We start from the raw sequence: 22,961 nt of genomic DNA, 5'->3' as shown, positions 1-22,961 counted from the left end.
ATCGCTCTATAAATAGAAATCAAAAATGTGAGTTATCTCAAACTATGATTTAGCTAGGTTATCGCTCACTTATTAGCGGGTAATTGCAATCAATACTTGCAGTTAAAGCCCTGAACAAGTAACGTTGCGGCGTTTTTCACATTAAAAAGGTAAAGGCATTGATCTCCACAGCAAATATCACCCAACAATTCGGCGCTAAGCCACTTTTCGAAAATATTTCAGTTAAGTTCGGCGAAGGTAACCGTTACGGTTTAATCGGCGCGAATGGCTGTGGTAAATCGACGTTCATGAAGATCCTATCTGGTGAACTTGAGCCGAGTGCTGGTAACGTAAGCTACGATCCAAACGAGCGCGTTGCAAAACTGAACCAAGACCAATTCGCTTACGAAGAATTCTCGGTAATCGACACAGTTATCATGGGTCACAAAGAGCTTTGGACTATTAAACAAGAGCGTGACCGCATCTATTCTTTGCCAGAAATGAGCGAAGAAGACGGCATGAAGGTAGCTGATCTTGAAGTTCAATTCGCTGAGATGGACGGTTACATGGCAGAAGCGAAAGCGGGTGAGCTTCTTCTTGCTGTAGGTATCGAAGAAGCATTGCACTTCGGCCTAATGAGCGAAGTAGCACCTGGTTGGAAACTTCGTGTGCTTCTAGCACAAGTTCTGTTCGCAGACCCGCACATCATGCTTCTTGACGAACCAACGAACAACCTGGACATGGATACCATCAAGTGGTTGGAAGATACGCTAAACCAACGTAACTGCACAATGATCATCATTTCGCACGACCGTCACTTCCTAAACTCTGTTTGTACGCACATGGCTGACCTTGATTACGGTGAACTTCGCCTATTCCCGGGTAACTACGATGAGTACATGACGGCTGCGACTCAAGCGCGTGAACGTCTACTGTCTGATAATGCTAAGAAGAAAGCACAAATTGCTGAACTTCAAACCTTCGTTTCTCGTTTCTCTGCTAACGCATCTAAAGCGAAGCAAGCAACGTCTCGTGCTAAGCAAATCGATAAGATTCAGCTTGAAGAAGTGAAAGCTTCTAGCCGTCAAAACCCATTCATTCGTTTTGAACAGTCTAAAGAGCTATTCCGTAACGCACTTGTGGTTGAAAACCTATCTCAAGGCTTCGAAGAAGACCTATTCAACAAGTTCGATGCGATCTTCGAAGTAGGTGAGCGCGTTGCGATCATCGGTGAGAATGGTGTGGGTAAAACAACACTTCTGAACACACTAGCTGGCGAACTTGAAGCTCGCACTGGTGAGTACAAGTGGTCTGAAAACTCAAACATCGGTTACTACGCTCAAGACCACGCACATGACTTCGAACAAGACATGAACCTGTTCGATTGGATGAGCCAATGGCGTCAAGAAGGTGAAGACGAGCAGGTAGTTCGTGGCTTCCTAGGTCGTATGCTATTTGGTCAAGACGACATTAAGAAATCAGTTAAGGTAATTTCTGGTGGTGAGCAAGGTCGTATGCTTCTTGGTAAGATCATGATGCACAAGCCAAACATCCTACTTATGGATGAACCAACTAACCACATGGATATGGAATCTATCGAAGCGCTTAACTTGGCTCTTGAGAACTACAAAGGCACATTGTTCTTCGTATCTCACGACCGTGTATTCGTAGACTCTCTAGCAACGCGTATCCTTGAAATCAAAGATGGCAAGATCAACGATTTCCGTGGTACTTACGCTGAATTCCTAAAAGCACGTGGCTAATCTAGACTAGTGCTTCGGACAACCGCTGTTTATAGACACCTGTAGTCTGCAGATAACAGAAAGTGTCCTTATAGAATTAAAACGCCCTTATCAGCATAAAGCGATAAGGGCGTTTTTTATTACCTACAGTTTATGCAGAGGTGGTGACAGCCCACAACAAAGTAGGCTACACATCAGTATTTAAACTGAGCCACAATCTTCTCTAACTTCACACTCACGCTCGATACCTGCTCACTACAACGCACTGATCCTGATACTACGGTATGTGTATTACTTGCTAGATGAGCGATGTCGCTGATGTTTCGGTCGATCTCCGCAGATACCATGGATTGTTCTTCAGATGCTGTCGCTATCTGACTGTTAAGGTCGAACATCTCTCCGACTTGAAAGTGGATACCTTCAATCGCATTGACCACATCTTTAGTCTGGTGCTTAACTTGTTCGGTTTGCTCCAAGCTTGCCGACATCTTAGCGACTGTCTTGGCAATGCCGGACGTTAAACCATGAATGGTCGATTCAATTTGATGGGTTGAGTCGTTAGTCATTAAAGAAAGCTCTCTCACTTCAGAGGCGACCACGGCAAAGCCTCGTCCATGATCGCCTGCTCGTGCAGCTTCAATCGCAGCGTTAAGCGCAAGTAGGTTAGTTTGTTCGGCAATTCCCTGAATCGTCGTTACCACTTGATTGATTTCACGGCTCTGTTCTTCAAGCTGCACGATTAGGTCTTGCGACTCTGCAATGTTTTCAACCAACACATTGATACTCGCATCTGTTAAGTGTGTTTCTTGTAATGCTTGATGGGCGTTATCTTTAATTTTCTCTGCATTAGTTGCGGCATTTTCTATATTGGCTGTGACCTCGTTACTGGTCATCACCAGTTCGTTCACAGCGGTCGCGACGGACTCCGATTGTTGTTTCTGTTTCTCAGCATTACTCATGCTTTTGATCGCGGCTTCTTCAGAGCTACATGAACTCTCTGTCAACACTGTCATAACTCCCGACAACTCTTTAATGTTGCCGTGCAGCTTGTTGATGAAGGTATCAAACGAGTGAGCAAGTTGAGCGAGCTCGTCGTTACCTTTAGCGTTCATTCGCACCGTTAAATCACCATCGCCATTGGCAATCGACTCCATCATCACGTTTATCGCTTTGATACGACCCAAGATATTGCGACCGATGAACACCAACAGCAAAGAAAGCAACGCAACAATAGCGGCGCCAAACAGATGCAACATATTTTGTGTGTGCCTAACTGCCACTGTAATTGCATGGCTTATCTCATTCTGCACTTCTTCAATGGCTTGTTCCGTTTTATGGACATTGCTACGTAATGCGCCTCTAAGCCCCAACTCTGCAGACAAGCCTAGATTGCTGTTAGCGACCAACAGAGTTTCAACTGCAGCCTTATATTCGGAATAGGCTTGTTCAGTCGCAATCGAGGTTTGGGAGTAGGGTTCAAAATCAACAAGAGCATTGGTTAACGCCGCATTCGTTTGGCTATTAATATGTGCGAGGTAATGGAAGTCTTTTTCGATCAGCTCTAACAACGCAAGTTCCAGTGCCAAGCTTGATTCTGATTCGATTGCTGATTTCAGCGCTGTTCTTTTTCCATCAAGAGCGGCGACAAAGCCCAAAGGTGGGGTTGTACGTTCAATGTCGTTCACTTGATTGACGATCTGGTGGAACTGTTTCTGGTACTGATGAAGGGTATCGGAGATCTTGGTCATTTGCTCGGTCAGGTGAAGTTCGTGCGAGGTGAGAGTTTGGTTCAACGTCACCAATCTTTGATTCAATATGTCGGCGGTTTTATCGAAACGCTCTGCGTATTTTTGATTGTGGCGAGACAAGAAGTCTTTCTCATGTCGCCTAAGCGTTAATAAATCTACTGAGCTTCTGAGGTTTTCGGTCGCAGCGATCTCCAATGATTCCAATTTGTCTAAGCTGAGTTGCTCGTAGACGGCATAGATAAAAACAGAAATAAACAGGGTGAGGTTGATTAAAATAAACTTACTGCGAATAGAAAGAGACAGCAGAGGATGCTTAGGTTCCGATGGATTACTCATGGTTAATTCCCTTTAAGCCGGTGACGTTGATATTCATCTCTAATTTGTATTAATAGATTCATTAAACTGATGAATATGTAACTAATAGCTTATTGGGGTGTTAAATCAAGATTCATTTAAGGAAAAGCTAATTCAAGAGATAGGACCTGCAGGTTTAGATGGTACGAGTGGCTCATGTACGATCAAAAAAAGCCTCCATTTCATAGCGAAACGAAGGCTTTCCACAAACATTAGCGGGCAATTTTCAGTATAAAAAATGAAAACAACATACCCTATGTTCGTTTATATGAAACGAGTTATCCGTTAATCCGTCTCATCTAGAAGGTCTGTGTTTTCTAACCATAGCGCATTAATGATGCCAAATGCGCAAGCGAGCAAGATTCCCAGAACCCAACATAAATACCACATAAGTTATCCTCTTGGTTCGCCAAAATTAATACAGCGATGAACTGTTATCATGAATGTATTTACTGTCTAAGCGACCGAACATCTTGTAGTAACACCAGATTGTGTAACCCAAGATAATAGGCACAACGATGACCGCAACAACAGAGATAATGCTCAAAGTCAGTTGACTAGAGGTTCCGTCCCACAACGTCAAACTATGAGAAGGTACCAAGCTAGATGGCATGATCATTGGAAACAAAGCGACGCCCGCGGTTGTTATAATGCTTGCAATAGACAAGCTTGAAGATGCAAAAGCTAATCCTGCACGGTTCAGTCGAGTCATTAGTGCGCAGCTCAACATCCCAATGATGCCTAACGCTGGGATAATCCAAAGTACGGGATCAGTTTCGTAGTTGTGCAGAAGTAAATCATCAAACTTCACAACATGCTTCAGTAATGGATTTGAAACCGCATCCGTTACGACTGGACTAGTGATGAGATAGCCTGGCAGGGTGTAGGCAAACAAACCGCCCACAGCAAATAACCCAGCAGTAGTGAGTGCCATACATATAATGACTCTCTGTGCTCGCTGTTTTAAATCGCCCGTTGTTTTCATTTGTAAAAATGCCGCGCCTTGCGTCACAACCATAGCCAAGCTCACTAGACCGCATAATAGCGGGAAGGGCGTAAGTAGATCCCAAAAACCACCTTGGTACGACATCATTAGCAACTCGTTAAATTCAAACGGAACACCAATTAATAAGTTGCCGAAACCAACACCAAAAATAACTGGAGGAATAAAGCCGCTGATGATCAGTGCAATGTCACAGGCTTTTTTCCATTGTGGATTGTCGATTTTTGCACGGTAGTCCATACCTAATGGTCTCAACCACAAGGTCGCGAGCACTAATATCATTGCTAAATAGAACCCTGAAAACGCGGCGGCGTATATTGCTGGCCATATAGCGAATATTGCGCCACCTGCCGTTACTAGCCACACTTGGTTACCGTCCCAGTGAGGTGCTATGGAGTTAATCATAATTCGTCGGTCGACTTCCGATTTTCCAAGAACAGGGAGTAGAGTTGCGACTCCCATATCAAAACCGTCAGTGATGATAAAACCGATCAACAACACGCCAATTATTGCCCATGTAAACAGGCGAAGACTTTCGTAATCAAACATCTGAATTCCTTAATGAAGATCAATAGATTTATCTAACTGATTCGTAGTGTTGTATTCCAAAGAAGATGTTGGCTCGGTATGCGTTCTCTCGTGGTGATAACGGCCGGTTTTTAACGCGCTCGGGCCCATTTTTGCGAACTTGACCATCAGGAACATTTCCACGATTAAGAACAAGGTGTACAAGAGGTAAACCAAAGCAATAGAGAGCCACAAACTTGAAGCGGGTAGGTTTGAAGCCGCCATATTTACTGGGAGGATTTCACCAATAGCCCAAGGTTGACGACCATACTCAGCAACAAACCATCCGGCTTCACAGGCAATCCATGGTAGTGGTATCGCACATACGGTTGCTTTCAACAGCCAACGATTCGTCCCAATCTTACGACGGCAAATCTGGACGAATGAAAGCCCAATGATCGCGAACATCAAGACACCACACACCACCATGATTCGGAAACTCCAGAATAGCGGGGCAACCGTAGGAATGGTGTCTTTAGCGGCCTGCTTGATTTGGCTTTCTGTAGCATCCACCACGTTGTCACTGTATTTTTTAACCAGCAACCCATAGCCGAGATCGTGCTTAACCGATTCAAAATCATCGATATTTTGTTGTGATTTATCACCAGAGCGTAGTTTTTCTAATAGTCCATAAGCCAAGATACCGCTGCGCACTCGTTCTTCATTTTTTGCTAATAGATCATGAATCCCTATAACAGGTGTATCTAAAGAACGCGTTGCGATAATCCCCATCACGTAAGGGATTTTAATAGCGTAGTCTGTCTCCATGGTCTCTTGGTTTGGGAAACCGAACAGAGTGAAAGAGGCCGGTGCTTCTTCAGTGTGCCATTCAGCTTCGATAGCGGCCAGTTTCACTTGCTGAACATCACCTAACTCATAGCCAGACTCATCACCAAGCATCACGGTTGAAACAATGGCAGCCATACCAAAGGCACTCGCGATTGCAAATGAACGACGAGCGAACGGCAGATCACGACCTTTCAACATGTAGTAAGCACTGATACCCATGATGAATAATGCGCCGGTGGTGTAACCCGCGGCAACGGTGTGCACAAACTTCACCTGTGTCACAGGATTAAAGATCACCTCTATGAAATCTGTCATCTCCATGCGCATGGTTTCGAAGTTAAACTCGGCACCAACAGGGTTTTGCATCCAACCGTTGGCCATCAAAATCCATAGACCAGAGAAGTTAGAACCTAAGGCTGTTAGCCAAGTCACTGACAAGTGCTGACGCTTAGATAACTTGTCCCAACCAAAGAAGAACATGCCGACTAAGGTGGATTCCAAGAAAAACGCAATCAAAGCTTCTATCGCGAGCGGCGCGCCAAAAATGTCACCCACGTAGTGAGAGTAGTACGCCCAGTTAGTACCAAACTGGAATTCCATGGTTAAGCCGGTTGCTACACCAACCGCGAAGTTAATACCGAACAATTTACCCCAGAACTTAGTCATGTCCTTGTAGATTGTCTTATTGGTCATGACATACAGCGATTCCATCACTGCAAGTAAAAAGGAGAGTCCTATAGTGAGCGGAACGAATATAAAGTGATAAAGCGCGGTACTCGCGAATTGAAACCGCGACAGATCGACGACATCTGTAAGCATAAAAACTCCTTCCCGCCACGTGTGTGACGGGTAAGATAATGGAAAATAAAATGATAATTAGAGAGAACTAATTAGGAGGTTACATATAGCGCTATGGCGTTAGACGTAATTGGGTTTGATTACCAACGAAGTGCTTTGTCTTGCTTTTTAGAGAACTTTTTACGTAGCCAGTAATCAGCACTTACGTAGCGACCGCCACCGAAGACAAGAAGAACCAACAGCATGACAAAATAGGTGCCTGCGAACTCCATACCGTTATTCAGCATTACTGGGTCGCCAAGCTCAGTGATGTAGTTGTAGCGACCAGGGAAGTTAACAGACAACCATTCGATGAAACCATTCAGTCTAATGGTCGCTTCCATACCGCCAGTCGCAATCGCATCCCAACCGTGTTTCCAGTGAACCATTGCACTCGCTACGCTCATCATGAAAATCATTGGAATCGAGATAAAGCGAGTAAACAGACCTAACGCGATACAGATACACCCAAGCACTTCGGTTGCTGCCGCTAGGAATGCCAGTAACTCAGGAAAGGGAAGGTTAAGGCCTCCATCGGCTGCAGAAGCCCCAAACCATGCAACGGTTCCTGAGAAGCCAAGTACCTTTGAACGAGCACCCACATAAATCACTGGAATCAAGTAAAGGCGCACCAAAAGCAGTGCTAAGTAATCGTATTGTTTGCATTTTTCGACGATAGCGTCGTACCAGTTGACGGCTGACTTAATCATAAATTTTCTCCTAAAGAGTGAACGCCAATCAGCTCAATGTCACTGAAGTGTTCAACCCAATTAATAAACTCGAATCTCGCCAATTGTTGAGCAATTATTTGTTTTGTATTGGCTAGAGATTGATTTGGCTGTTGTTGGATCATTTGGATAATCGCAACATCGATTTCTCTAAGTTTTATGGTATTAACGCGCTGGTTTGAGTCTCGGTACATCGCGTAATACACCGGGTGGCGCCTTTGTGTCAGAAACGTCAGTGACTCACCATGAATCAGGAAAGGCACCTGAACGAGATTCATTGTTTGATTCACTGACAGCCCTAACTGAAGCTGTTGTCCATCCTCTCGAACGTCACATGTACACGTAACAGGTAACACTTTTTCTGTTGAATCAATCTCAACGCAAAACGCACACCACTCATATTCAAGAACTGCCAAGTGGTCTGTTGATAGAGCGTGGGCTGCGGTCAAGCGACTGCCATACATGGCTTCGGTTCGGCGTTGAATAAAGCTGACAAACTCAGTCGCGATATGGTGAAACTCCGGCTCAGAGGCGTAATGCACGACCACAAACTCATCCACCAATATCAGTAGTTGGTCTTGATCGACTTGCTGACAAAACAACGGGAAGGTGTTGTTTAATACCCCAAACACGTTATCTCTAATGAATTCGCTGTATCGACACACGGTATTGTCTTCAAGAGGCGAACGTATCAATGCGGCCAAAGCTTGTGTTTGCGTTACCATTGAGCTTGGTGGGTTATGCATATGACAACTCCTGCTCGATAGGGCGATGAGTTACACCCGCATCCAAGATCTGACTGTGTACATCTCGTAGCTCTTCTGTCAGCACAACCAAAGGAGGCACGTTGTTGTCTCGTTCGAGTAACAAAGGCTTGCTGCCATGAAGTGCAAAGGTATAACGTGCCAGGTCAATCACAGCCTGTTGTACTTCCTTACCGTGGGTATCTAGCAGCGATTTGTCACTCTCTACAAGATGCCCAGCAATGTGGTAGTAGCGAATCGCATCACTTGGCAGCGTCTTGATCATCTCAGCCGCATCGAAATGATGGTTCTGGCTATTCACATACAGGTTGTTGATGTCGACAAGCAGCTCACAGCCACTACGCTCAGCAATATCAGCGATAAACTCACCCTCAAGCATCTCTTGTCCGTAGTTATGGTAATAAGAGATGTTCTCCATCACCAAAGGACGTTGGATGATGTCTTGGACTTGTTTAATTCTGTCTGCTAAGTAGATGATATTTTCCGCTCGACGTGGCACGGGTAACAGTTCATACAAATACCCTTGGTTATCGCGAGAAAAGCTTAAATGTTCGCTATACACCTCGATATTTAACTCATCGAGAAATTGACCAACTTGACGAACAAACTTCGTATTTAGCGGTTGGCAATCCCCTATAGACAAGCTTAAACCGTGTGCGATCAAAGGGTATTGCTTCGCTATATCCTGTAGTTGTTCACGCTTTAGTCCGCCTAAACTCATCCAGTTCTCTGGTGCTAGCTCCAGGAAATCGATATCAGGGTGCTTTGGGGAACGAGCGAGCAGTTCTATGTGCTCACTGCGTAATCCAATGCCTTTGTCTGTATTCTGAATAGTTCGCACTTTATGGTTTAACTCTCTACTTGAAAGGGCTCGGTTATTTGATGCTAGAGCCTTAGTTTTTAACGCTTTAGTTTCATGTGTTTCTACTGGCCACATACTCCACCTGTTACCTTGCTGTTCGCCAATATGATGCGTTCTTTACTCGGTGAAATACCTTCAGCCGTTAAGCCACACTTACCATCACGAGCACGCACCAGGCGATCTTGCGGGTCGCTAGTAAGTTCAGCCTTTTCGAAACGTTTTTCGGTACCACACTTACCGGCTGCACATTTGCCCCCATGACCAGATGATGCTTTTGCCTCAACGGGCGCTTCTGGTGGCGTATCTGCAAATGCCATCGCAGAATGAAGACTAATTGCAGAAGTAATTGCGATTGAAAGGGCGATTTTATTGTTCATATTATTTCTCCTTTACGGCAGACATAGGGAAGCTTGCGAGGTCGCGGCCAGACATAATTGGCCCATCGTAGTATTCACGAACGATTTTCACAGATTCTGATTTAAGCTTGAGTCCTAAACCCATCCAGTGGTTGAGCACCAACATTTTCGGATTGATCTCTTGAGCAATCTTTCCAACGACAGAAGGCTTAGCGTGCATGAAGGTAGAAACACCATCGGCTTGTTCATGAATAGCCATTGGCATCATCATGATGTCAGCGCCACGAGCGAAGTCTAAGAAAGCAGGGTTGCTACCATTTTGGTCTGCTGAAATCACCATCACGCCTTCTTCACTTTCGATTCGGTAAGCGAGACAAGGCACATCACCATGAGGGATACCCAGAGCGGTGATCTTCAAACCATCCTTTTCATAAACGACGGTTGGCACTGTCGATTGGTAATCAACATCGATAAGGTTGACTGGGAATAGGCCATCGGTTCCATCGTATAAGCCAGCAAGATAAGCGTATGCGCCGTGGTCAGGGTCAAAGTTCGCTGCGAAGTAACCATTTAGGCTTGGGAAGGCTGAACCAGCGGCTGGGCCTGAAATCTCCAATGCCTTTTCACGCTCAAAGAAATAGCCACCTTTAAGTAGCGCAGGAACGTCATTTACGTGGTCGGTGTGAAAGTGAGTGATCCCCATAAAATCTAAGTCTTCAAGCTTTGCGCCTGCTTGACCGAAGCGAAGATAAACACCGCCGCCGGCATCAATCATGATGCGTGACTTTCCTTTCCACCAAATGATCTCTCCTGAAGATGCACGTAGGTCATCCGAGATAGGACCACCCGAACCAAGGATCTGAAGTGTGAAATCGGTATCAACAGGTTTCACTTCGATGGCATAACTGTTTGCTGCTAACGTCAATCCGAGCGCTAACGCGAGTGCTTTTAATGGCTGTTTCATATTGTTATCCAATTCTTTGTTTCTTATTCGTTTTTCTTTGATGTGAGCATTCAAAGAAGTGAAACTTTCGCCAAGCGGCACGTTGGGTGCGTGCTTCGTTCTGTTCACGGAGCACAAGATAAAGAATTGTTAACGTTTGGTATATCTAGTAATTTTGAAATTAATGTTCAATCAAACTTAACAAGAATGATGGAATAGTTTATGAGATAGAAAAGTGTTCAACATAAGAACAAACTAAGGGTGTTTAAGCGATCAGTGGGAGGGTATTTGATTAGAAAGTAAATTTGGCTAGGGGCTAGATTGGTCTAAAAACTGAAGAATATAAAAAAGGTGCAGCTGATACTGCACCCATAACAAATTAACTAAGCACGAGTTAACTTTACGTTTACTGCTCGCCTTTCACATCGAAATCTATTTTGTCTGCACCAGTAAACACTTGGAAGCGCAAGCCTTTAGCACGAGCAATCGTTGTTATGCCGAACCTCTGAGCTAAATCTAAGCCCATTTGTGTGACGCCAGAGCGTGACAGTAGAACAGGGATTCCCATCTGCGCTACCTTAATCACCATTTCAGACGTTAGGCGGCCTGTGGTGTAGAAGATCTTATCTCCGCCATCTTCTTTGTTAAGCCACATCTCACCCGCTAGGGTATCAACCGCATTGTGACGGCCTACATCTTCCACAAACGACAACACTTGATCGTCTTTGCAAACAGCACAGCCATGAACCGCACCCGCTTTCTTGTAGGTGTCGTTATAATGAGTCAGCGCTTCTAGAGCCGTATAGATTTCAGATTGCTTAATCTTGGTTTGAGGCACTTGGTAATCTTCCAATTGCTTCATCACGTTGCCATACATGGTACCTTGACCACAGCCAGACGTTACGGTCTTCTTCTTCAGTGCTTGTTCAAGTTGGCTCGTATCTTCTTTAGTAATAACCGCTGCAGAACTGGTTTCCCAATCGATAATGATTGATTCAACGGCTTCTGGATCAGACAGGAAGCTTTGGTTTTTCAAGTAACCCAAGACTAATGCTTCTGGGCGTGAGCCTAATGTCATCAGCGTTACGATCTCTTTCCAGTTCAACATCACGGTAAGAGGGCGCTCGCACGCAATTTGTTTCGTTAGCTTTTCGCCATATTCATCAAACACTTCAACTTCGATGGTCTGAAGTGGGTTTTCACTGGTTTTTATTATGTTTGGTTTTACCACAGTCACGTCCTACTTAATGAGATAGCGATTATAAGGGATAAGAAGTTAGGCAAGAGTCATCATACGACTCTTTAGAATACATGCGTTATCTGTCACTTAGTCATTCTTAGCTTTAACTCAAGCATTTAGCAATTCTCATTCCAAAATAGCGGCTATTCGAGAAAACATGAAGCATTCGATTAAAATAGCGCAAAATATGAGAGTTCACCGAGACTAACTGTCTCAAACCAGCGCAATCGACTAACGTTATAGGGGTAACTTTACGACAAACGCACTAAAGACGGAGCAGGACTTAAAATGTATTGGCGTGTTTATTGCTTTGTAGAGGGTATATGATTATGCGAAGTACAAAATGTCCTACGTACGATCAGAATAAAGAAAATCAATTGGGTGCAGTATGTCTGAGATAAAAGAATTCCAAGAACACTACGAAAAAACAGAATCAGCTTGGCCAATAGGTGTCCAAAGAATAGAGAAAGAGATCAAAACGGGCATTTGGGTAACGACTCAATGGGAACTCATCGGTTTTGAATTATCACCTGAACATGAAACCCCAGACGTATGTTTGCTCCAGTTACACAAAGACGAACGTACCGACTACCGCTTCAATCTAAGCTCTCAGCAACCTAAGCTATTCTTAGTTATGGATAATGTTGACTCCGGTAAGCCTATTATTCAATTACTGACGGCGTCACAAACAGTCGCAGGCCAGTACATGGACGGAGATAACCAAGTATTGTCTTACGACATGCCTTTACCTGTACAAGCGTGGATGGAAGCCTTTATCGGTCGTCATGGTGAATTATTAGAAGCGAGACGCAAGAAGCGTAAAGGGGCAGGTCGTTCTAATGGCAACTAACTTTTTTAGCCGTTGGTCTCAACGAAAGCTCGATGAATCGACTGATAAAGCGCGTGAAGCTGAACAGCCTCTTGAGGAAACCTCGGTTACCTCTCCTGAGTCTGCTTCTCAAACACCCACCTCTGCTGAAGAACTCGCACCAAATGACCCAGCTCCTATCGAGCCAACTAACGCTTTAGGAGAGTCAGGTGACACTAAAGAGTCGGCATCAGAGGCAACTGAAGAGCTGTCTATGGCTCAATTATTGGTATCAGAAGCATCAGAAAGCGTAAAAAAAGCCGCATTACGTAAGTTATTTCTCTCAGAAGAGTTTAACGTACGTGATGGCTTAGACGATTACGATGACGATTATAGTAATCTTAAGTCACTTTCTGAAGGTGTCGCTGAAAGCTTACGTGATTGGGTAAAAGAGAAGGCAGAAGAAGAAACGTCAAGCGAACAAGAGCAAGTTACTGAAAATAAAGAAGAAGTTTCAGTGAGCAACGCTGAAGACGCGGAATCAGATCTTGTTGAAAGTGACGAAATTACGGGACAACAAAAAGAACTGTATAAAAACACAGTACCGGTTGGTTTCGACACCGATGCTATCGAAAATGACCCAAAAGAGGTGGGACAAAATATACCACACAAAGAATAGGTACATTTTGACTAAACACTCAATGAACCGCTTGCGACAAAATGTCCCAAGCGGTTTTTTTATTATCAAAATCGATTTAAATTTAATCTAATCCATTGAAAATATTGAATTATTAAATTGGCACGGCATTTGCTAAAACTAGTCCATTATCGACTTTTTTGTAGATAACTCGCGTAAACTTGATGAGTGAATGAATAGTTAACGAGACCATACGTTGTTAACTGAATACTCAGCAAGTTCTCCAACGCTAACTACAATGAAGATTGAACAGATTATCCATATCCAAAAATGGAACTGAGCAATGCTTAAACAATTATTAGAACAAGCAACTTCAAATAACGCAAAGGCGAGGCTGTATGCGTTTGAGAATACCGTTGAGTTAACAAACCTAATTCCACCGACAGTAAGTTATGAAAGTGGTGGTAATACGCTAATTATTGGTCCAACTGCGATCATCGAAAGTGCTGCGGCGCAATTGCCTCAGTTAACAAGCCTGACACTACTTTCAACAGACGGTGCGAAAGCGACCAACACTGAGTCAGAGCTTTACTACGCAAATGCTGTTCAGGTTTCAGGGTTCCTTGGTACGTTCGAAGTTCTAATCGAAAACAAAGGCCTAACCAATAACCTTGCAAAAGTAGCAATCAATCATGACTGTTTTGATGTGGTTTTGGACTTATGTCTGAATAGCTGCATGACTGAAGAAGTGCCTGTTCCTGGTTATTACCCAGTAGGTCGTGGTTATCCAAAACTAGCTGAAGCGTTAGAAGAAATTCCTACGTTAATGGGCACGTTTGATAAGCCTAAGTTCTTCCGTTTGGACACAGACCTATGTGCACACAGTTCTCGTGGTGTTAAAGGTTGTGAGCGTTGTGTTGATGCTTGTCCTGCTGGCGCGCTTTCAAGTGAAGGCTCAGATAAGACGGGTCATAAGATCGAGATTAACCCTTACCTATGTCAAGGCGTGGGTACTTGTGCAACGAGCTGTCCGACAGAAGCTATCTCTTACGCATTACCTAACCCTGACGATACTCAAAAATTCATTGAACGTACGCTAGCTAACTATGAGCAAGCGGGTGGTCTGGATCCAATCGTACTTATCTGTAGCTCACGTCATGAAACTTACAACGTGATGGCTCTTAAAGCGCTACCAGATAACGTGATTCCAATTGTCGTAGAAGAACTGCCATCTATTGGTATCGATACTTGGTTTGCAGCATTAGTTAATGGCGCGACTCAAGTTCTGTTTGCGGCATCCCGCTTTATGCCAGAAACGATCATTCGTGTTCTAAATAACGAAGTAGGGATTGCACAAGAACTACTAGATCAAATCGGTATTCCAAAAGAAACCATCGATATTCTGTACTTAGAATCTCTACGTGAAGGGCCTCCAACACTTTGTGTGGATTCATTCGACCTTGCACTTGGCGATCTTCAAGGCAACAAGCGCCAACGTCTATTTACAGCACTTGATGCGATGTCTTCAGCTCGTATTCCTGTTGAAAATATTGTTGAGCTTCCGTCAAACGCACCTTACGGCAACGTTTCGTGTGATAGCAAAGATTGTACGTTATGTATGAGCTGTGTGGCTGTGTGTCCGACACGTGCACTTCATACCGACGGGGCTTCTCCATCACTTAAATTTGTAGAACAAGACTGTATTCAATGTGGCTTGTGTGAAAAGGCATGTCCTGAAAATGTTCTGACTCTTACGCCTCGTATGAACTGGGTAAAAGAAGAACGTCAAAAAGCAGTTGTGATTCATGAAGAGAAAGCTGCGGAATGTGTACGTTGCCATAAACCATTCGCACCTCAGTCTATGATTGACATGTTACAGAACAAGTTACGCGGTCACTCTCACTTTTCAGATGAAGCAGCGATTAATCGTATTGCTATGTGTGAAGACTGCCGTGTGGTGGATATGTTCGATTCAATGGCTCAAGACCCATTGAAACAATTGAAATACTAGGAGTTAGCCTTGGAAACGAATTTGGATCAGGCACAAGAACAGACACTAAGAACTGAGATCTATTTGGTTCTATCCGCACTGTTTCGCAGCGCACCTTCTGAAGAGGTGATCGACTTTCTAAAAACGCTAGACATTGAAGCGTCTGAAAGCGCTATGCAAAAGGCTTGGATTGCCATTCAACAAGCGGCAACAGAATCAAACCGTGAAGCGCTTGAAGACGAATATCAAGATTTGTTCATCGGCATTGGTCGTGGCGAGGTCGTTCCATTTGGTTCTTGGCATCGCACGGGCGCCATGATGGAAAAACCATTGGCAGAGATTCGTCATGACTTAGAGCTGTTAGGCATTGAGCGTGACGATCAAGTGAAAGAGCCAGAAGATCATATCGCAGCACTGTGTGAAGTGATGGCTATGCTAACGGCTGAAGAAGAAGCACTACAACAGGCGGTATTCAATAAGCACCTTGGCCCTTGGTTTAACTCTTTCACGCGTCAGCTTGAAGGGGCAGAAAGCGCGAACTTCTACAAATCGGCCGCTCAACTGTGTGAAGCATTCTTAACGTTAGAACAAGTGCGTTTTAGCGTGAATACAAAAAGCAGTAAGCACAAATTAAAGATTGATGTGAAAAACGTCACTGATTACGAGTAATCGAGCAGTACGCGATTATATCGATAGAGGGGCATTAAGCCTCCAAAAAAAGATCTACCGTAAGGTAAGGAAGCAATGATGAAAGATAATAAAGATATAAATACAAGCCGTAGGGATCTACTCAAAGGCTTGACGACTGCAGCCGTTGCTGGTGCCGTTGTCGCTGGTACAACTAAAGTGGCAACCGCTTCAGAAACTGTTGAAATTTCGAAAGAAGACGTGAAGAAGACAGGGTATCGTGAGACGCAACACATTCGCGATTACTACGACACACTTTAGGAGATAACGGATGAAACTTGTCAAACGCTCCGATAGTGTGAGCAAAGAAACCAATCAGCTAGGTGTGTCTCGACGTGCCTTCATGAAAAACACTTCATTAGCTGCTGGTGGCGCAGTGGTAGGCGCAAGTCTATTTGCACCAGGTATGATGAAGAAAGCACAGGCTAAATCAGTCGATCCAGAAGCGAAAACAGAAGTGAAACGTACTATCTGTTCTCACTGTTCTGTGGGTTGTGGTATCTACGCTGAAGTTCAAAATGGCGTATGGACAGGTCAAGAGCCTGCATTCGATCACCCATTTAACGCTGGTGGACACTGTGCGAAAGGTGCAGCACTTCGTGAGCACGGCCACGGTGAACGTCGTCTTAAGTACCCAATGAAATTGGAAGGCGGTAAGTGGAAGAAGCTTTCTTGGGAACAAGCGATTGAAGAGATCGGTAACAAAGCGCTAGAACTTCGTAAAGAGTCTGGCCCTGATTCAGTTTACTTCCTAGGTAGTGCGAAACACAGTAACGAGCAAGCTTATGCATTCCGTAAGATGGCTTCGCTTTGGGGCACCAACAACGTTGACCACCAAGCGCGTATTTGTCACTCAACCACAGTAGCCGGTGTTGCGAACACTTGGGGTTACGGTGCAATGACAAACTCGTTCAATGACATGCACAACTGTAAATCGATGCTGTTCATTGGTTCAAACCCAGCAGAAGCTCACCCAGTAGCGATGCAACACATCTTGATCGCGAAAGAGAAGAACAACTGTAAGATCGTTGTTGCGGATCCTCGTCGTACGCGTACTGCTGCGAAATCAGATCACTACGTTTCTCTTCGTCCAGGTTCTGACGTTGCGTTTATCTGGGGTGTGTTATGGCACGTCTTTGCAAACCAATGGGAAGACAAAGAATTCATTAAACAACGTGTATTCGGCATGGACGAGATCCGTGAAGAAGTCGCGAAGTGGAACCCAGCAGAAGTTGAACGCGTAACTGGTGTTAGTGAAAAAGACGTATACCACACCGCGAAACTACTTTCTGAAAACCGTCCGGGTTGTATCGTTTGGTGTATGGGTGGTACTCAACACACGACTGGTAACAACAACACACGTGCTTACTGTGTACTTGAGCTTGCGCTAGGTAACATCGGTAAATCTGGTGGCGGTGCAAACATCTTCCGTGGTCACGATAACGTACAAGGCGCAACTGACCTTGGCGTACTGTCAGACACACTTCCTGGCTACTACGGCTTGTCTGAAGGTTCTTGGCGTCACTGGTCGAAAGTTTGGGATATCGACTTTGATTGGATCAAAGGCCGTTTCGACGACAACGCATACGGTGGTCAAAAACCAATGAACAGTGCAGGTATTCCTGTATCTCGTTGGGTTGATGGCGTACTTGAAGACAAAGACAAGATTCGTCAGCGCGAAAACATCCGTGCCATGTTCTACTGGGGTCACGCGGTGAACTCTCAGACTCGTGGTCCAGAGATGAAGAAGGCGATGCAGAAGCTGGATATGATGGTTATCGTTGACCCATACCCAACAGTCGCAGCAGTAATGAACGATCGAACAGATGGCGTTTACTTGCTTCCAGCAACCACTCAATTTGAAACCTACGGCAGTGTAACGGCGTCAAACCGTTCTCTACAGTGGCGCGACAAGGTTGTTGATCCTCTATTCGAATCTAAACCTGACCACGAAATCATGTACCTGCTTTCTAAGAAGCTTGGTTTCTCTGATCAGCTGTTCAAAAACATCCGTGTTGAGAACAACCAACCACTGATTGAAGATATTACACGTGAATTCAACAAAGGTATGTGGACGATCGGCTACACAGGTCAAAGCCCTGAGCGTTTGAAAGAACACCAACAGAATTGGCACACATTCCACAAAACGTCTCTAGAAGCAGAAGGCGGGCCAGCAAATGGCGAGACTTACGGTCTACCTTGGCCATGTTGGGGCACACCAGAGATGAAACATCCGGGTACACACATCCTTTACGATACGTCTAAGACGGTTGCTGAAGGTGGTGGTAACTTCCGTACTCGTTTTGGTGTTGAGTTTGAAGGTCAAAGCCTACTAGCAGAAGACAGCTACTCGAAAGGCTGTGAGATCAAAGACGGCTACCCAGAGTTCAGTGACAAACTACTGAAACAACTGGGTTGGTGGGATGATCTAACGGCAGAAGAGAAAGCGGCTGCTGAAGGCAAAAACTGGAAGACTGACGTTTCAGGTGGTATCCAACGTGTGGCAATTAAACACGGCTGTATCCCATTTGGTAATGCGAAAGCACGTGCGATTGTTTGGACATTCCCAGACCGTGTACCACTGCACCGTGAGCCGCTTTACACTCCACGTCGCGACCTCGTTGCTGATTACCCAACGTGGGACGACAAAGAAGCTATCTTCCGTGTTCCTACGCTTTACAAGTCGATTCAAGAGCAAGACAAATCTGGCGAATACCCGATTATCCTGACCTCTGGTCGTTTGGTTGAGTACGAAGGTGGTGGTGAAGAAACCCGTTCTAACCCTTGGCTAGCAGAACTACAGCAAGAGATGTTTGTTGAAGTGAACCCGAAAGATGCAAACGACATCGGCTTTAAAGACGGTGACGATGTTTGGGTTGAGGGTGCAGAGAAGGGCCGTATTAAGGTGAAAGCGATGGTTACACGTCGTGTGAAACCGGGTCTGGCATTCATCCCATTCCACTTCGGTGGTAAGTTCCAAGGCGAAGATTTGCGTTCTAAATACCCAGAAGGCACTGATCCTTACGTTATTGGTGAAGCTGCTAACACAGCAACCACATACGGTTATGACCCTGTCACGTTGATGCAGGAAACGAAAGTAACCCTTTGTAATATTCGTAAAGCGTAAGGAGTCTTAAAATGGCTAGAATGAAATTTCTTTGTGACACCAAGCGTTGTATCGAATGTAACGGTTGTGTCACTGCATGTAAGAATGAAAATGATGATGCTCTGGAATGGGGTATTCAACGTCGTCGCGTTGTAACACTGAACGATGGCGAACCAGGTGAAAACTCAATCTCAGTAGCGTGTATGCACTGTACTGATGCGCCATGTATGGCCGTTTGTCCTGCAGACTGTTTTGAACATACAGAAGACGGCATCGTACTTCACAATAAAGATCTGTGTATCGGTTGTGGTTACTGCTTGTTTGCTTGTCCGTTTGGCGCACCTCAATTCCCTAAACAGGAAGCGTTTGGTGAGCGCGGTAAGATGGACAAGTGTACCTTCTGTGCTGGCGGCCCAGAAACAGAGCCAGGTTCTGTTGAAGAGCGTCAAAAATACGGTGCGAACCGTATTGCTGAAGGCAAACTGCCAATGTGTGCTTCGCTTTGTTCAACTAAGGCACTGCTAGCGGGTGACGCGGAGAAAGTTTCTGATGTTTTCCGTCAGCGTGTTGTTGAGCGTGGTGCGAAAGGTGCAGGTTGGACAGACGGCAATGACCTTTCTTACGATGCGACTAAGAGCTAAGTAGGAGAGACATATGCTTACAATGTTTAAGCGTCTCTTCCTTGTTGTGCTGCCGATGTTGGCAGCACTAACAATGCTTTCTCCTATGAGTCATGCATCTGAGACGAACTCATCACAAACTCAAACAAGCTCTGCTCAAAGAGAGATCACACAACTTGCGGGTGCCGATTTCTGGCGACAAGTAAGAAATGGTGAAGAAGGTTACACCACATCTCAATCGGCTGAGCACGGTGTGTTAATCAGTACACCAGGTCAAACGTGGTACATATTGAAAGAGAAGTGGATGTCACCAGCCGGTGCCGTCGCTATCTTTGGCAGTATTGCTTTCGTAACCCTTATGTATGTTGTGATTGGCCCATTGATGTTAAGTGCACCAAGAACAGGCCGTAAGATCAAACGTTGGTCTCGACTTGATCGTGCATTGCACTGGAGCATGGCGTTTACCTTCTTAACACTGGCGTTCAGTGGTTTGATGTTGGTTTACGGTAAACACTTCTTGAAACCTTATATCCCGACTGATCTATGGGGCTTCATCGTTCTACTGGCTAAGCAGTATCACAACTACATCGGCCCGATTTTCTATGTACTGTTGATGGCGGTTCTTATCAAATGGTGGCGTAAGTCGATCTTTAAGAAAGTCGATATTCAGTGGTTCTTGAAATTAGGCGGTATGGTAGGGAAACATAAAGGTTCTCACCCGTCTGCAGAATTCTCAAATGCCGGTGAAAAAGCGCTGTTCTGGCTACTTATCGTAATGGGTAGTGTCGCTGCGATCAGCGGTTTGGTATTGGACTTCCCAATCTTCGGTCAAACTCGTCGTGATATGGAGCTTTCAAACTTAGTTCATATGCTGGCAGCTTTGATTCTTATCTGTGGCTTTGTGTTCCACATCTACATCGGCTTGTTCGGTATGGAAGGTGCACTAGAAGGCATGGTAACCGGTGAAGTTGATGAGACTTGGGCGAAAGAGCACCATGACCTTTGGTACAACGAAGTAATGGAACAAGAGAAAAACGGCGTTGAACAAAGCGCAAACGCAACAACAGAGAAAACGGAAGGGGTGAATAAGAATGAACAAACCTCATAAAGGTATTTGGGTTGCTTACATCCTAAGCTGCTTTACACCATTTACGTGTCTTATCTCTGGTGTGATTGCGATTATCTACGCAGGCTACCGTTTAGACAAAGGCGAAGATGGCGAAGTAGTGGATACCCATTACTACGGTTTGATCCGCTCGTTCTTCTTGAACCTGACGTTCTTCGTGGTGCTTATCGTAACGGTAGCAACCTCAAACGGCGTGTTAATTGGTGTGAACGATTACTGGTATCAAAACCATATTATCGATGACATCGCTTACTACATTCCATATGTAGGCATGTTGTTCGGTGGTGTTGCGATTGTGGTTTGGTTTATCCGCATGTATCAAGGTATGCAGCGTTTAAGTCAAAACCTACCGCAAAACCCGTCGACAGGACCAAACCTGTAGCGCTAACGCGTTAACGACATATCTAAAGAAAGCCCAGTGATTCATTTCACTGGGCTTTTTTGTTTTTGAGCCTTTAGAACAGTAAATAGTTTTCGGTCGCTCCCTGCATCAGAACCTACTCATTGACCGCTTCAATATGGTGCAACTCCCTTATTTGGTGCAATTGTCGGTGTGATTTTTCCTACTTTCAAGAACCATAAAAGTGCACACAAATATTTAGACTATAAAAATCAACAAGTTAAAAAGGAAATCTGTTGCACGAAAATTACCCTTCGCACTTGGAACGCATCTTGCCTTTACTGTTGAGTCTTTAATTAATTACAACATTGAATCGCACGATAGCAGTGCAAATCAGATAAAGCGAAGGAGAATGCTTTAATGAGTGAAACGGTGACTCAAGTTCATAGTGCAGTACAAACCCTTACCCAAAGTTCAGACACTTTATTCCTATTACTCGGTGCAATCATGGTCTTCCTGATGCACGCTGGCTTTGCGTTTCTCGAAGTCGGTACCGTCCGAAAGAAGAACCAAGTCAACGCTCTGGTTAAGATCCTTTCCGACTTTGGTGTCTCCGCCATCGCTTATTTCTTTATCGGTTACTGGGTTGCTTACGGCGCTCACTTTTTTGCCGACGCTGAAACGCTCTCACAAGGTAATGGATACGAACTGGTTAAGTTCTTCTTCCTAATGACCTTCGCAGCCGCAATTCCAGCCATCGTTTCAGGCGGTATCGCGGAGCGCGCGCGCTTCTATCCAATCCTAATTGCAACGTTATTTACCGTTGGTTTCGTATATCCATTTTTCGAAGGCATCATTTGGAATGGTAACTTTGGCTTCCAGGATTGGCTAGAAGGCCAGTTTGGTTATGGATTCCATGACTTTGCGGGTTCAGTCGTGGTTCACGGCGTTGGCGGTTGGATCGCTTTGGTTGCCGTTTACTTCTTAGGTATGCGTAAAGGTCGCATCCGCGCGGGTAAACACACTAACTTCGCACCATCGAACATTCCTTTCCTGGCATTAGGGGCATGGATCTTATGTGTGGGTTGGTTTGGCTTTAACGTGATGTCAGCACAAGCAATCAACGGCATCAGCGGCCTAGTGGCGATGAACTCACTGATGGCAATGGTTGGTGGTATTCTGGCGGCGCTTGTTGCAGGTAAAAACGACCCAGGCTTTATTCATAATGGTCCTTTGGCTGGCTTAGTAGCAATTTGTGCAGGGTCAGACTTAATGCACCCATTAGGCGCTCTGATTACTGGCGGCGTGGCGGGCGCTTTGTTTGTTTACCTATTTACTTACATGCAAAACAAAACACAGATTGATGATGTATTGGGTGTATGGCCTCTACACGGCGTATGTGGTGCCTGGGGTGGCATTGCAGCTGGTATCTTCGGCCAACAAGCTTTCTGGGGTCTAGGCGGCGTGAGCTTTGCTTCTCAGTTGATTGGTACAGTCGCAGGTGTTGCTGTTGCTGTCGTCGGCGCGTTAATCGTATACGGTGTGTTGAGCAAACTAACAGGCCTACGCTTAAGTGAAGAAGATGAATTCAACGGTGCGGATCTTTCTATCCATAAGATCTCTTCTATCAACGAAGACTAACGTTATTCACTTGGTGGGTTAAAGCACATCAAGTAGACAACTGTTGAACAGAACTAAGCGGCTTCGGTCGCTTTTTTGTTTCTATGGATAGCAA

Annotated in this window: 21 protein-coding genes; 11 read left to right on the top strand and 10 right to left on the bottom strand. The window is 44.9% G+C overall.

The annotated features are described in order from the left end of the window. The first annotated feature begins 158 nt into the window (after positions 1-158). Complete coding sequence (locus F0251_RS13655) at positions 159-1,742, top strand: ABC-F family ATPase (protein ID WP_008217915.1); 1,584 nt, start codon at positions 159-161, stop codon at positions 1,740-1,742. 173 nt (positions 1,743-1,915) lie between these two features. Here the strand turns inward: F0251_RS13655 and F0251_RS13650 are convergent, their stop codons facing one another. From F0251_RS13650 to F0251_RS13605, 10 genes are all read right to left on the bottom strand, one after another. Next, a complete protein-coding gene (locus F0251_RS13650; protein ID WP_171731171.1) occupies positions 1,916-3,805 on the bottom strand; it encodes a methyl-accepting chemotaxis protein in 1,890 nt (629 codons plus the stop codon). 303 nt (positions 3,806-4,108) lie between these two features. Further along, on the bottom strand, positions 4,109-4,213 hold the full coding sequence (cydX, locus tag F0251_RS13645) for a cytochrome bd-I oxidase subunit CydX (RefSeq protein WP_116870564.1): 105 nt from the start codon (positions 4,211-4,213) through the stop codon (positions 4,109-4,111). Between the two features lie 25 nt (positions 4,214-4,238). After that, a complete protein-coding gene (gene cydB / locus F0251_RS13640; protein ID WP_171731170.1) occupies positions 4,239-5,375 on the bottom strand; it encodes a cytochrome d ubiquinol oxidase subunit II in 1,137 nt (378 codons plus the stop codon). Positions 5,376-5,384: 9 nt separating this feature from the next. After that, complete coding sequence (locus F0251_RS13635) at positions 5,385-7,001, bottom strand: cytochrome ubiquinol oxidase subunit I (RefSeq protein WP_171731169.1); 1,617 nt, start codon at positions 6,999-7,001, stop codon at positions 5,385-5,387. A 119-nt stretch (positions 7,002-7,120) separates the two neighbouring features. Then, complete coding sequence (locus tag F0251_RS13630; RefSeq protein ID WP_116870567.1) at positions 7,121-7,729, bottom strand: DoxX family protein; 609 nt, start codon at positions 7,727-7,729, stop codon at positions 7,121-7,123. Then, on the bottom strand, positions 7,726-8,493 hold the full coding sequence (locus F0251_RS13625; RefSeq protein WP_171731168.1) for a putative DNA-binding domain-containing protein: 768 nt from the start codon (positions 8,491-8,493) through the stop codon (positions 7,726-7,728). The genes F0251_RS13630 and F0251_RS13625 overlap by 4 nt, the downstream gene beginning before the upstream one ends. Continuing rightward, entirely contained in the window at positions 8,486-9,352 is an 867-nt protein-coding gene (locus F0251_RS13620; RefSeq protein WP_116870623.1) for a DUF692 domain-containing protein, read from the bottom strand. The genes F0251_RS13625 and F0251_RS13620 overlap by 8 nt, the downstream gene beginning before the upstream one ends. 83 nt (positions 9,353-9,435) lie before the next feature. Continuing rightward, positions 9,436-9,750: a hypothetical protein gene (locus F0251_RS13615; protein ID WP_017630665.1), complete on the bottom strand. Its 315-nt coding sequence runs from the start codon at positions 9,748-9,750 to the stop codon at positions 9,436-9,438. Position 9,751: 1 nt separating this feature from the next. Then, the gene (locus F0251_RS13610) at positions 9,752-10,693 is read right to left on the bottom strand and encodes an MBL fold metallo-hydrolase (RefSeq protein WP_171731167.1); all 942 of its coding nucleotides are present in this window, start codon (positions 10,691-10,693) and stop codon (positions 9,752-9,754) included. 385 nt (positions 10,694-11,078) lie between these two features. Next, a complete protein-coding gene (locus F0251_RS13605; RefSeq protein ID WP_171731166.1) occupies positions 11,079-11,903 on the bottom strand; it encodes a formate dehydrogenase accessory sulfurtransferase FdhD in 825 nt (274 codons plus the stop codon). A gap of 397 nt (positions 11,904-12,300) precedes the next feature. Here F0251_RS13605 and F0251_RS13600 point away from each other — a divergent pair, with 397 nt between their 5' ends. The 10 genes from F0251_RS13600 to F0251_RS13555 all read left to right on the top strand — a co-directional run bounded on the left by F0251_RS13600 (position 12,301) and on the right by F0251_RS13555 (position 22,867). After that, positions 12,301-12,762, top strand: coding sequence for a DUF3305 domain-containing protein (locus tag F0251_RS13600; RefSeq protein WP_061034050.1), 462 nt, complete (start codon positions 12,301-12,303; stop codon positions 12,760-12,762). Beyond that, entirely contained in the window at positions 12,752-13,399 is a 648-nt protein-coding gene (locus tag F0251_RS13595; protein WP_171731165.1) for a DUF3306 domain-containing protein, read from the top strand. Before F0251_RS13600 ends, F0251_RS13595 begins: the two co-directional genes overlap by 11 nt. Before the next feature lie 301 nt (positions 13,400-13,700). Then, positions 13,701-15,368, top strand: a complete 1,668-nt coding sequence (locus F0251_RS13590) for a 4Fe-4S dicluster domain-containing protein (RefSeq protein ID WP_061034048.1) — start codon at positions 13,701-13,703, stop codon at positions 15,366-15,368. A 9-nt stretch (positions 15,369-15,377) separates the two neighbouring features. After that, positions 15,378-16,016, top strand: coding sequence for a molecular chaperone (locus tag F0251_RS13585; protein WP_017059621.1), 639 nt, complete (start codon positions 15,378-15,380; stop codon positions 16,014-16,016). Positions 16,017-16,094: 78 nt separating this feature from the next. After that, positions 16,095-16,295, top strand: a complete 201-nt coding sequence (locus tag F0251_RS13580; protein ID WP_008217926.1) for a twin-arginine translocation signal domain-containing protein — start codon at positions 16,095-16,097, stop codon at positions 16,293-16,295. Positions 16,296-16,305: 10 nt separating this feature from the next. Next, complete coding sequence (locus F0251_RS13575; RefSeq protein WP_171731164.1) at positions 16,306-19,161, top strand: formate dehydrogenase subunit alpha; 2,856 nt, start codon at positions 16,306-16,308, stop codon at positions 19,159-19,161. A gap of 11 nt (positions 19,162-19,172) precedes the next feature. Then, on the top strand, positions 19,173-19,781 hold the full coding sequence (gene fdh3B, locus F0251_RS13570; protein ID WP_004742271.1) for a formate dehydrogenase FDH3 subunit beta: 609 nt from the start codon (positions 19,173-19,175) through the stop codon (positions 19,779-19,781). A gap of 13 nt (positions 19,782-19,794) precedes the next feature. Continuing rightward, entirely contained in the window at positions 19,795-20,868 is a 1,074-nt protein-coding gene (locus F0251_RS13565; protein WP_061034045.1) for a formate dehydrogenase subunit gamma, read from the top strand. After that, positions 20,852-21,268: a hypothetical protein gene (locus F0251_RS13560; RefSeq protein ID WP_004742273.1), complete on the top strand. Its 417-nt coding sequence runs from the start codon at positions 20,852-20,854 to the stop codon at positions 21,266-21,268. The genes F0251_RS13565 and F0251_RS13560 overlap by 17 nt, the downstream gene beginning before the upstream one ends. Before the next feature lie 378 nt (positions 21,269-21,646). After that, a complete protein-coding gene (locus F0251_RS13555) occupies positions 21,647-22,867 on the top strand; it encodes an ammonium transporter (protein ID WP_171731163.1) in 1,221 nt (406 codons plus the stop codon). The last annotated feature ends 94 nt before the right edge of the window (positions 22,868-22,961 follow it).

Source organism: Vibrio sp. 070316B (assembly GCF_013114115.1).
Classification (GTDB): domain Bacteria; phylum Pseudomonadota; class Gammaproteobacteria; order Enterobacterales; family Vibrionaceae; genus Vibrio; species Vibrio chagasii_B.
Note: the sequence above shows the minus strand (reverse complement) of the source record. Positions and strands in the feature narration are given on the sequence as shown.

Coding starts and splice junctions, on each gene's coding strand:
- F0251_RS13650 (WP_171731171.1), bottom strand. CDS start 3,805: ATGAGTAATCCATCGGAACCTAAGCATCCTCTGCTGTCTCTTTCTATT.
- cydX (WP_116870564.1), bottom strand. CDS start 4,213: ATGTGGTATTTATGTTGGGTTCTGGGAATCTTGCTCGCTTGCGCATTT.
- cydB (WP_171731170.1), bottom strand. CDS start 5,375: ATGTTTGATTACGAAAGTCTTCGCCTGTTTACATGGGCAATAATTGGC.
- F0251_RS13635 (WP_171731169.1), bottom strand. CDS start 7,001: ATGCTTACAGATGTCGTCGATCTGTCGCGGTTTCAATTCGCGAGTACC.
- F0251_RS13630 (WP_116870567.1), bottom strand. CDS start 7,729: ATGATTAAGTCAGCCGTCAACTGGTACGACGCTATCGTCGAAAAATGC.
- F0251_RS13625 (WP_171731168.1), bottom strand. CDS start 8,493: ATGCATAACCCACCAAGCTCAATGGTAACGCAAACACAAGCTTTGGCC.
- F0251_RS13615 (WP_017630665.1), bottom strand. CDS start 9,750: ATGAACAATAAAATCGCCCTTTCAATCGCAATTACTTCTGCAATTAGT.
- F0251_RS13610 (WP_171731167.1), bottom strand. CDS start 10,693: ATGAAACAGCCATTAAAAGCACTCGCGTTAGCGCTCGGATTGACGTTA.
- F0251_RS13600 (WP_061034050.1), top strand. CDS start 12,301: ATGTCTGAGATAAAAGAATTCCAAGAACACTACGAAAAAACAGAATCA.
- F0251_RS13595 (WP_171731165.1), top strand. CDS start 12,752: ATGGCAACTAACTTTTTTAGCCGTTGGTCTCAACGAAAGCTCGATGAA.
- F0251_RS13590 (WP_061034048.1), top strand. CDS start 13,701: ATGCTTAAACAATTATTAGAACAAGCAACTTCAAATAACGCAAAGGCG.
- F0251_RS13580 (WP_008217926.1), top strand. CDS start 16,095: ATGAAAGATAATAAAGATATAAATACAAGCCGTAGGGATCTACTCAAA.
- F0251_RS13575 (WP_171731164.1), top strand. CDS start 16,306: ATGAAACTTGTCAAACGCTCCGATAGTGTGAGCAAAGAAACCAATCAG.
- fdh3B (WP_004742271.1), top strand. CDS start 19,173: ATGGCTAGAATGAAATTTCTTTGTGACACCAAGCGTTGTATCGAATGT.
- F0251_RS13565 (WP_061034045.1), top strand. CDS start 19,795: ATGCTTACAATGTTTAAGCGTCTCTTCCTTGTTGTGCTGCCGATGTTG.
- F0251_RS13560 (WP_004742273.1), top strand. CDS start 20,852: ATGAACAAACCTCATAAAGGTATTTGGGTTGCTTACATCCTAAGCTGC.
- F0251_RS13555 (WP_171731163.1), top strand. CDS start 21,647: ATGAGTGAAACGGTGACTCAAGTTCATAGTGCAGTACAAACCCTTACC.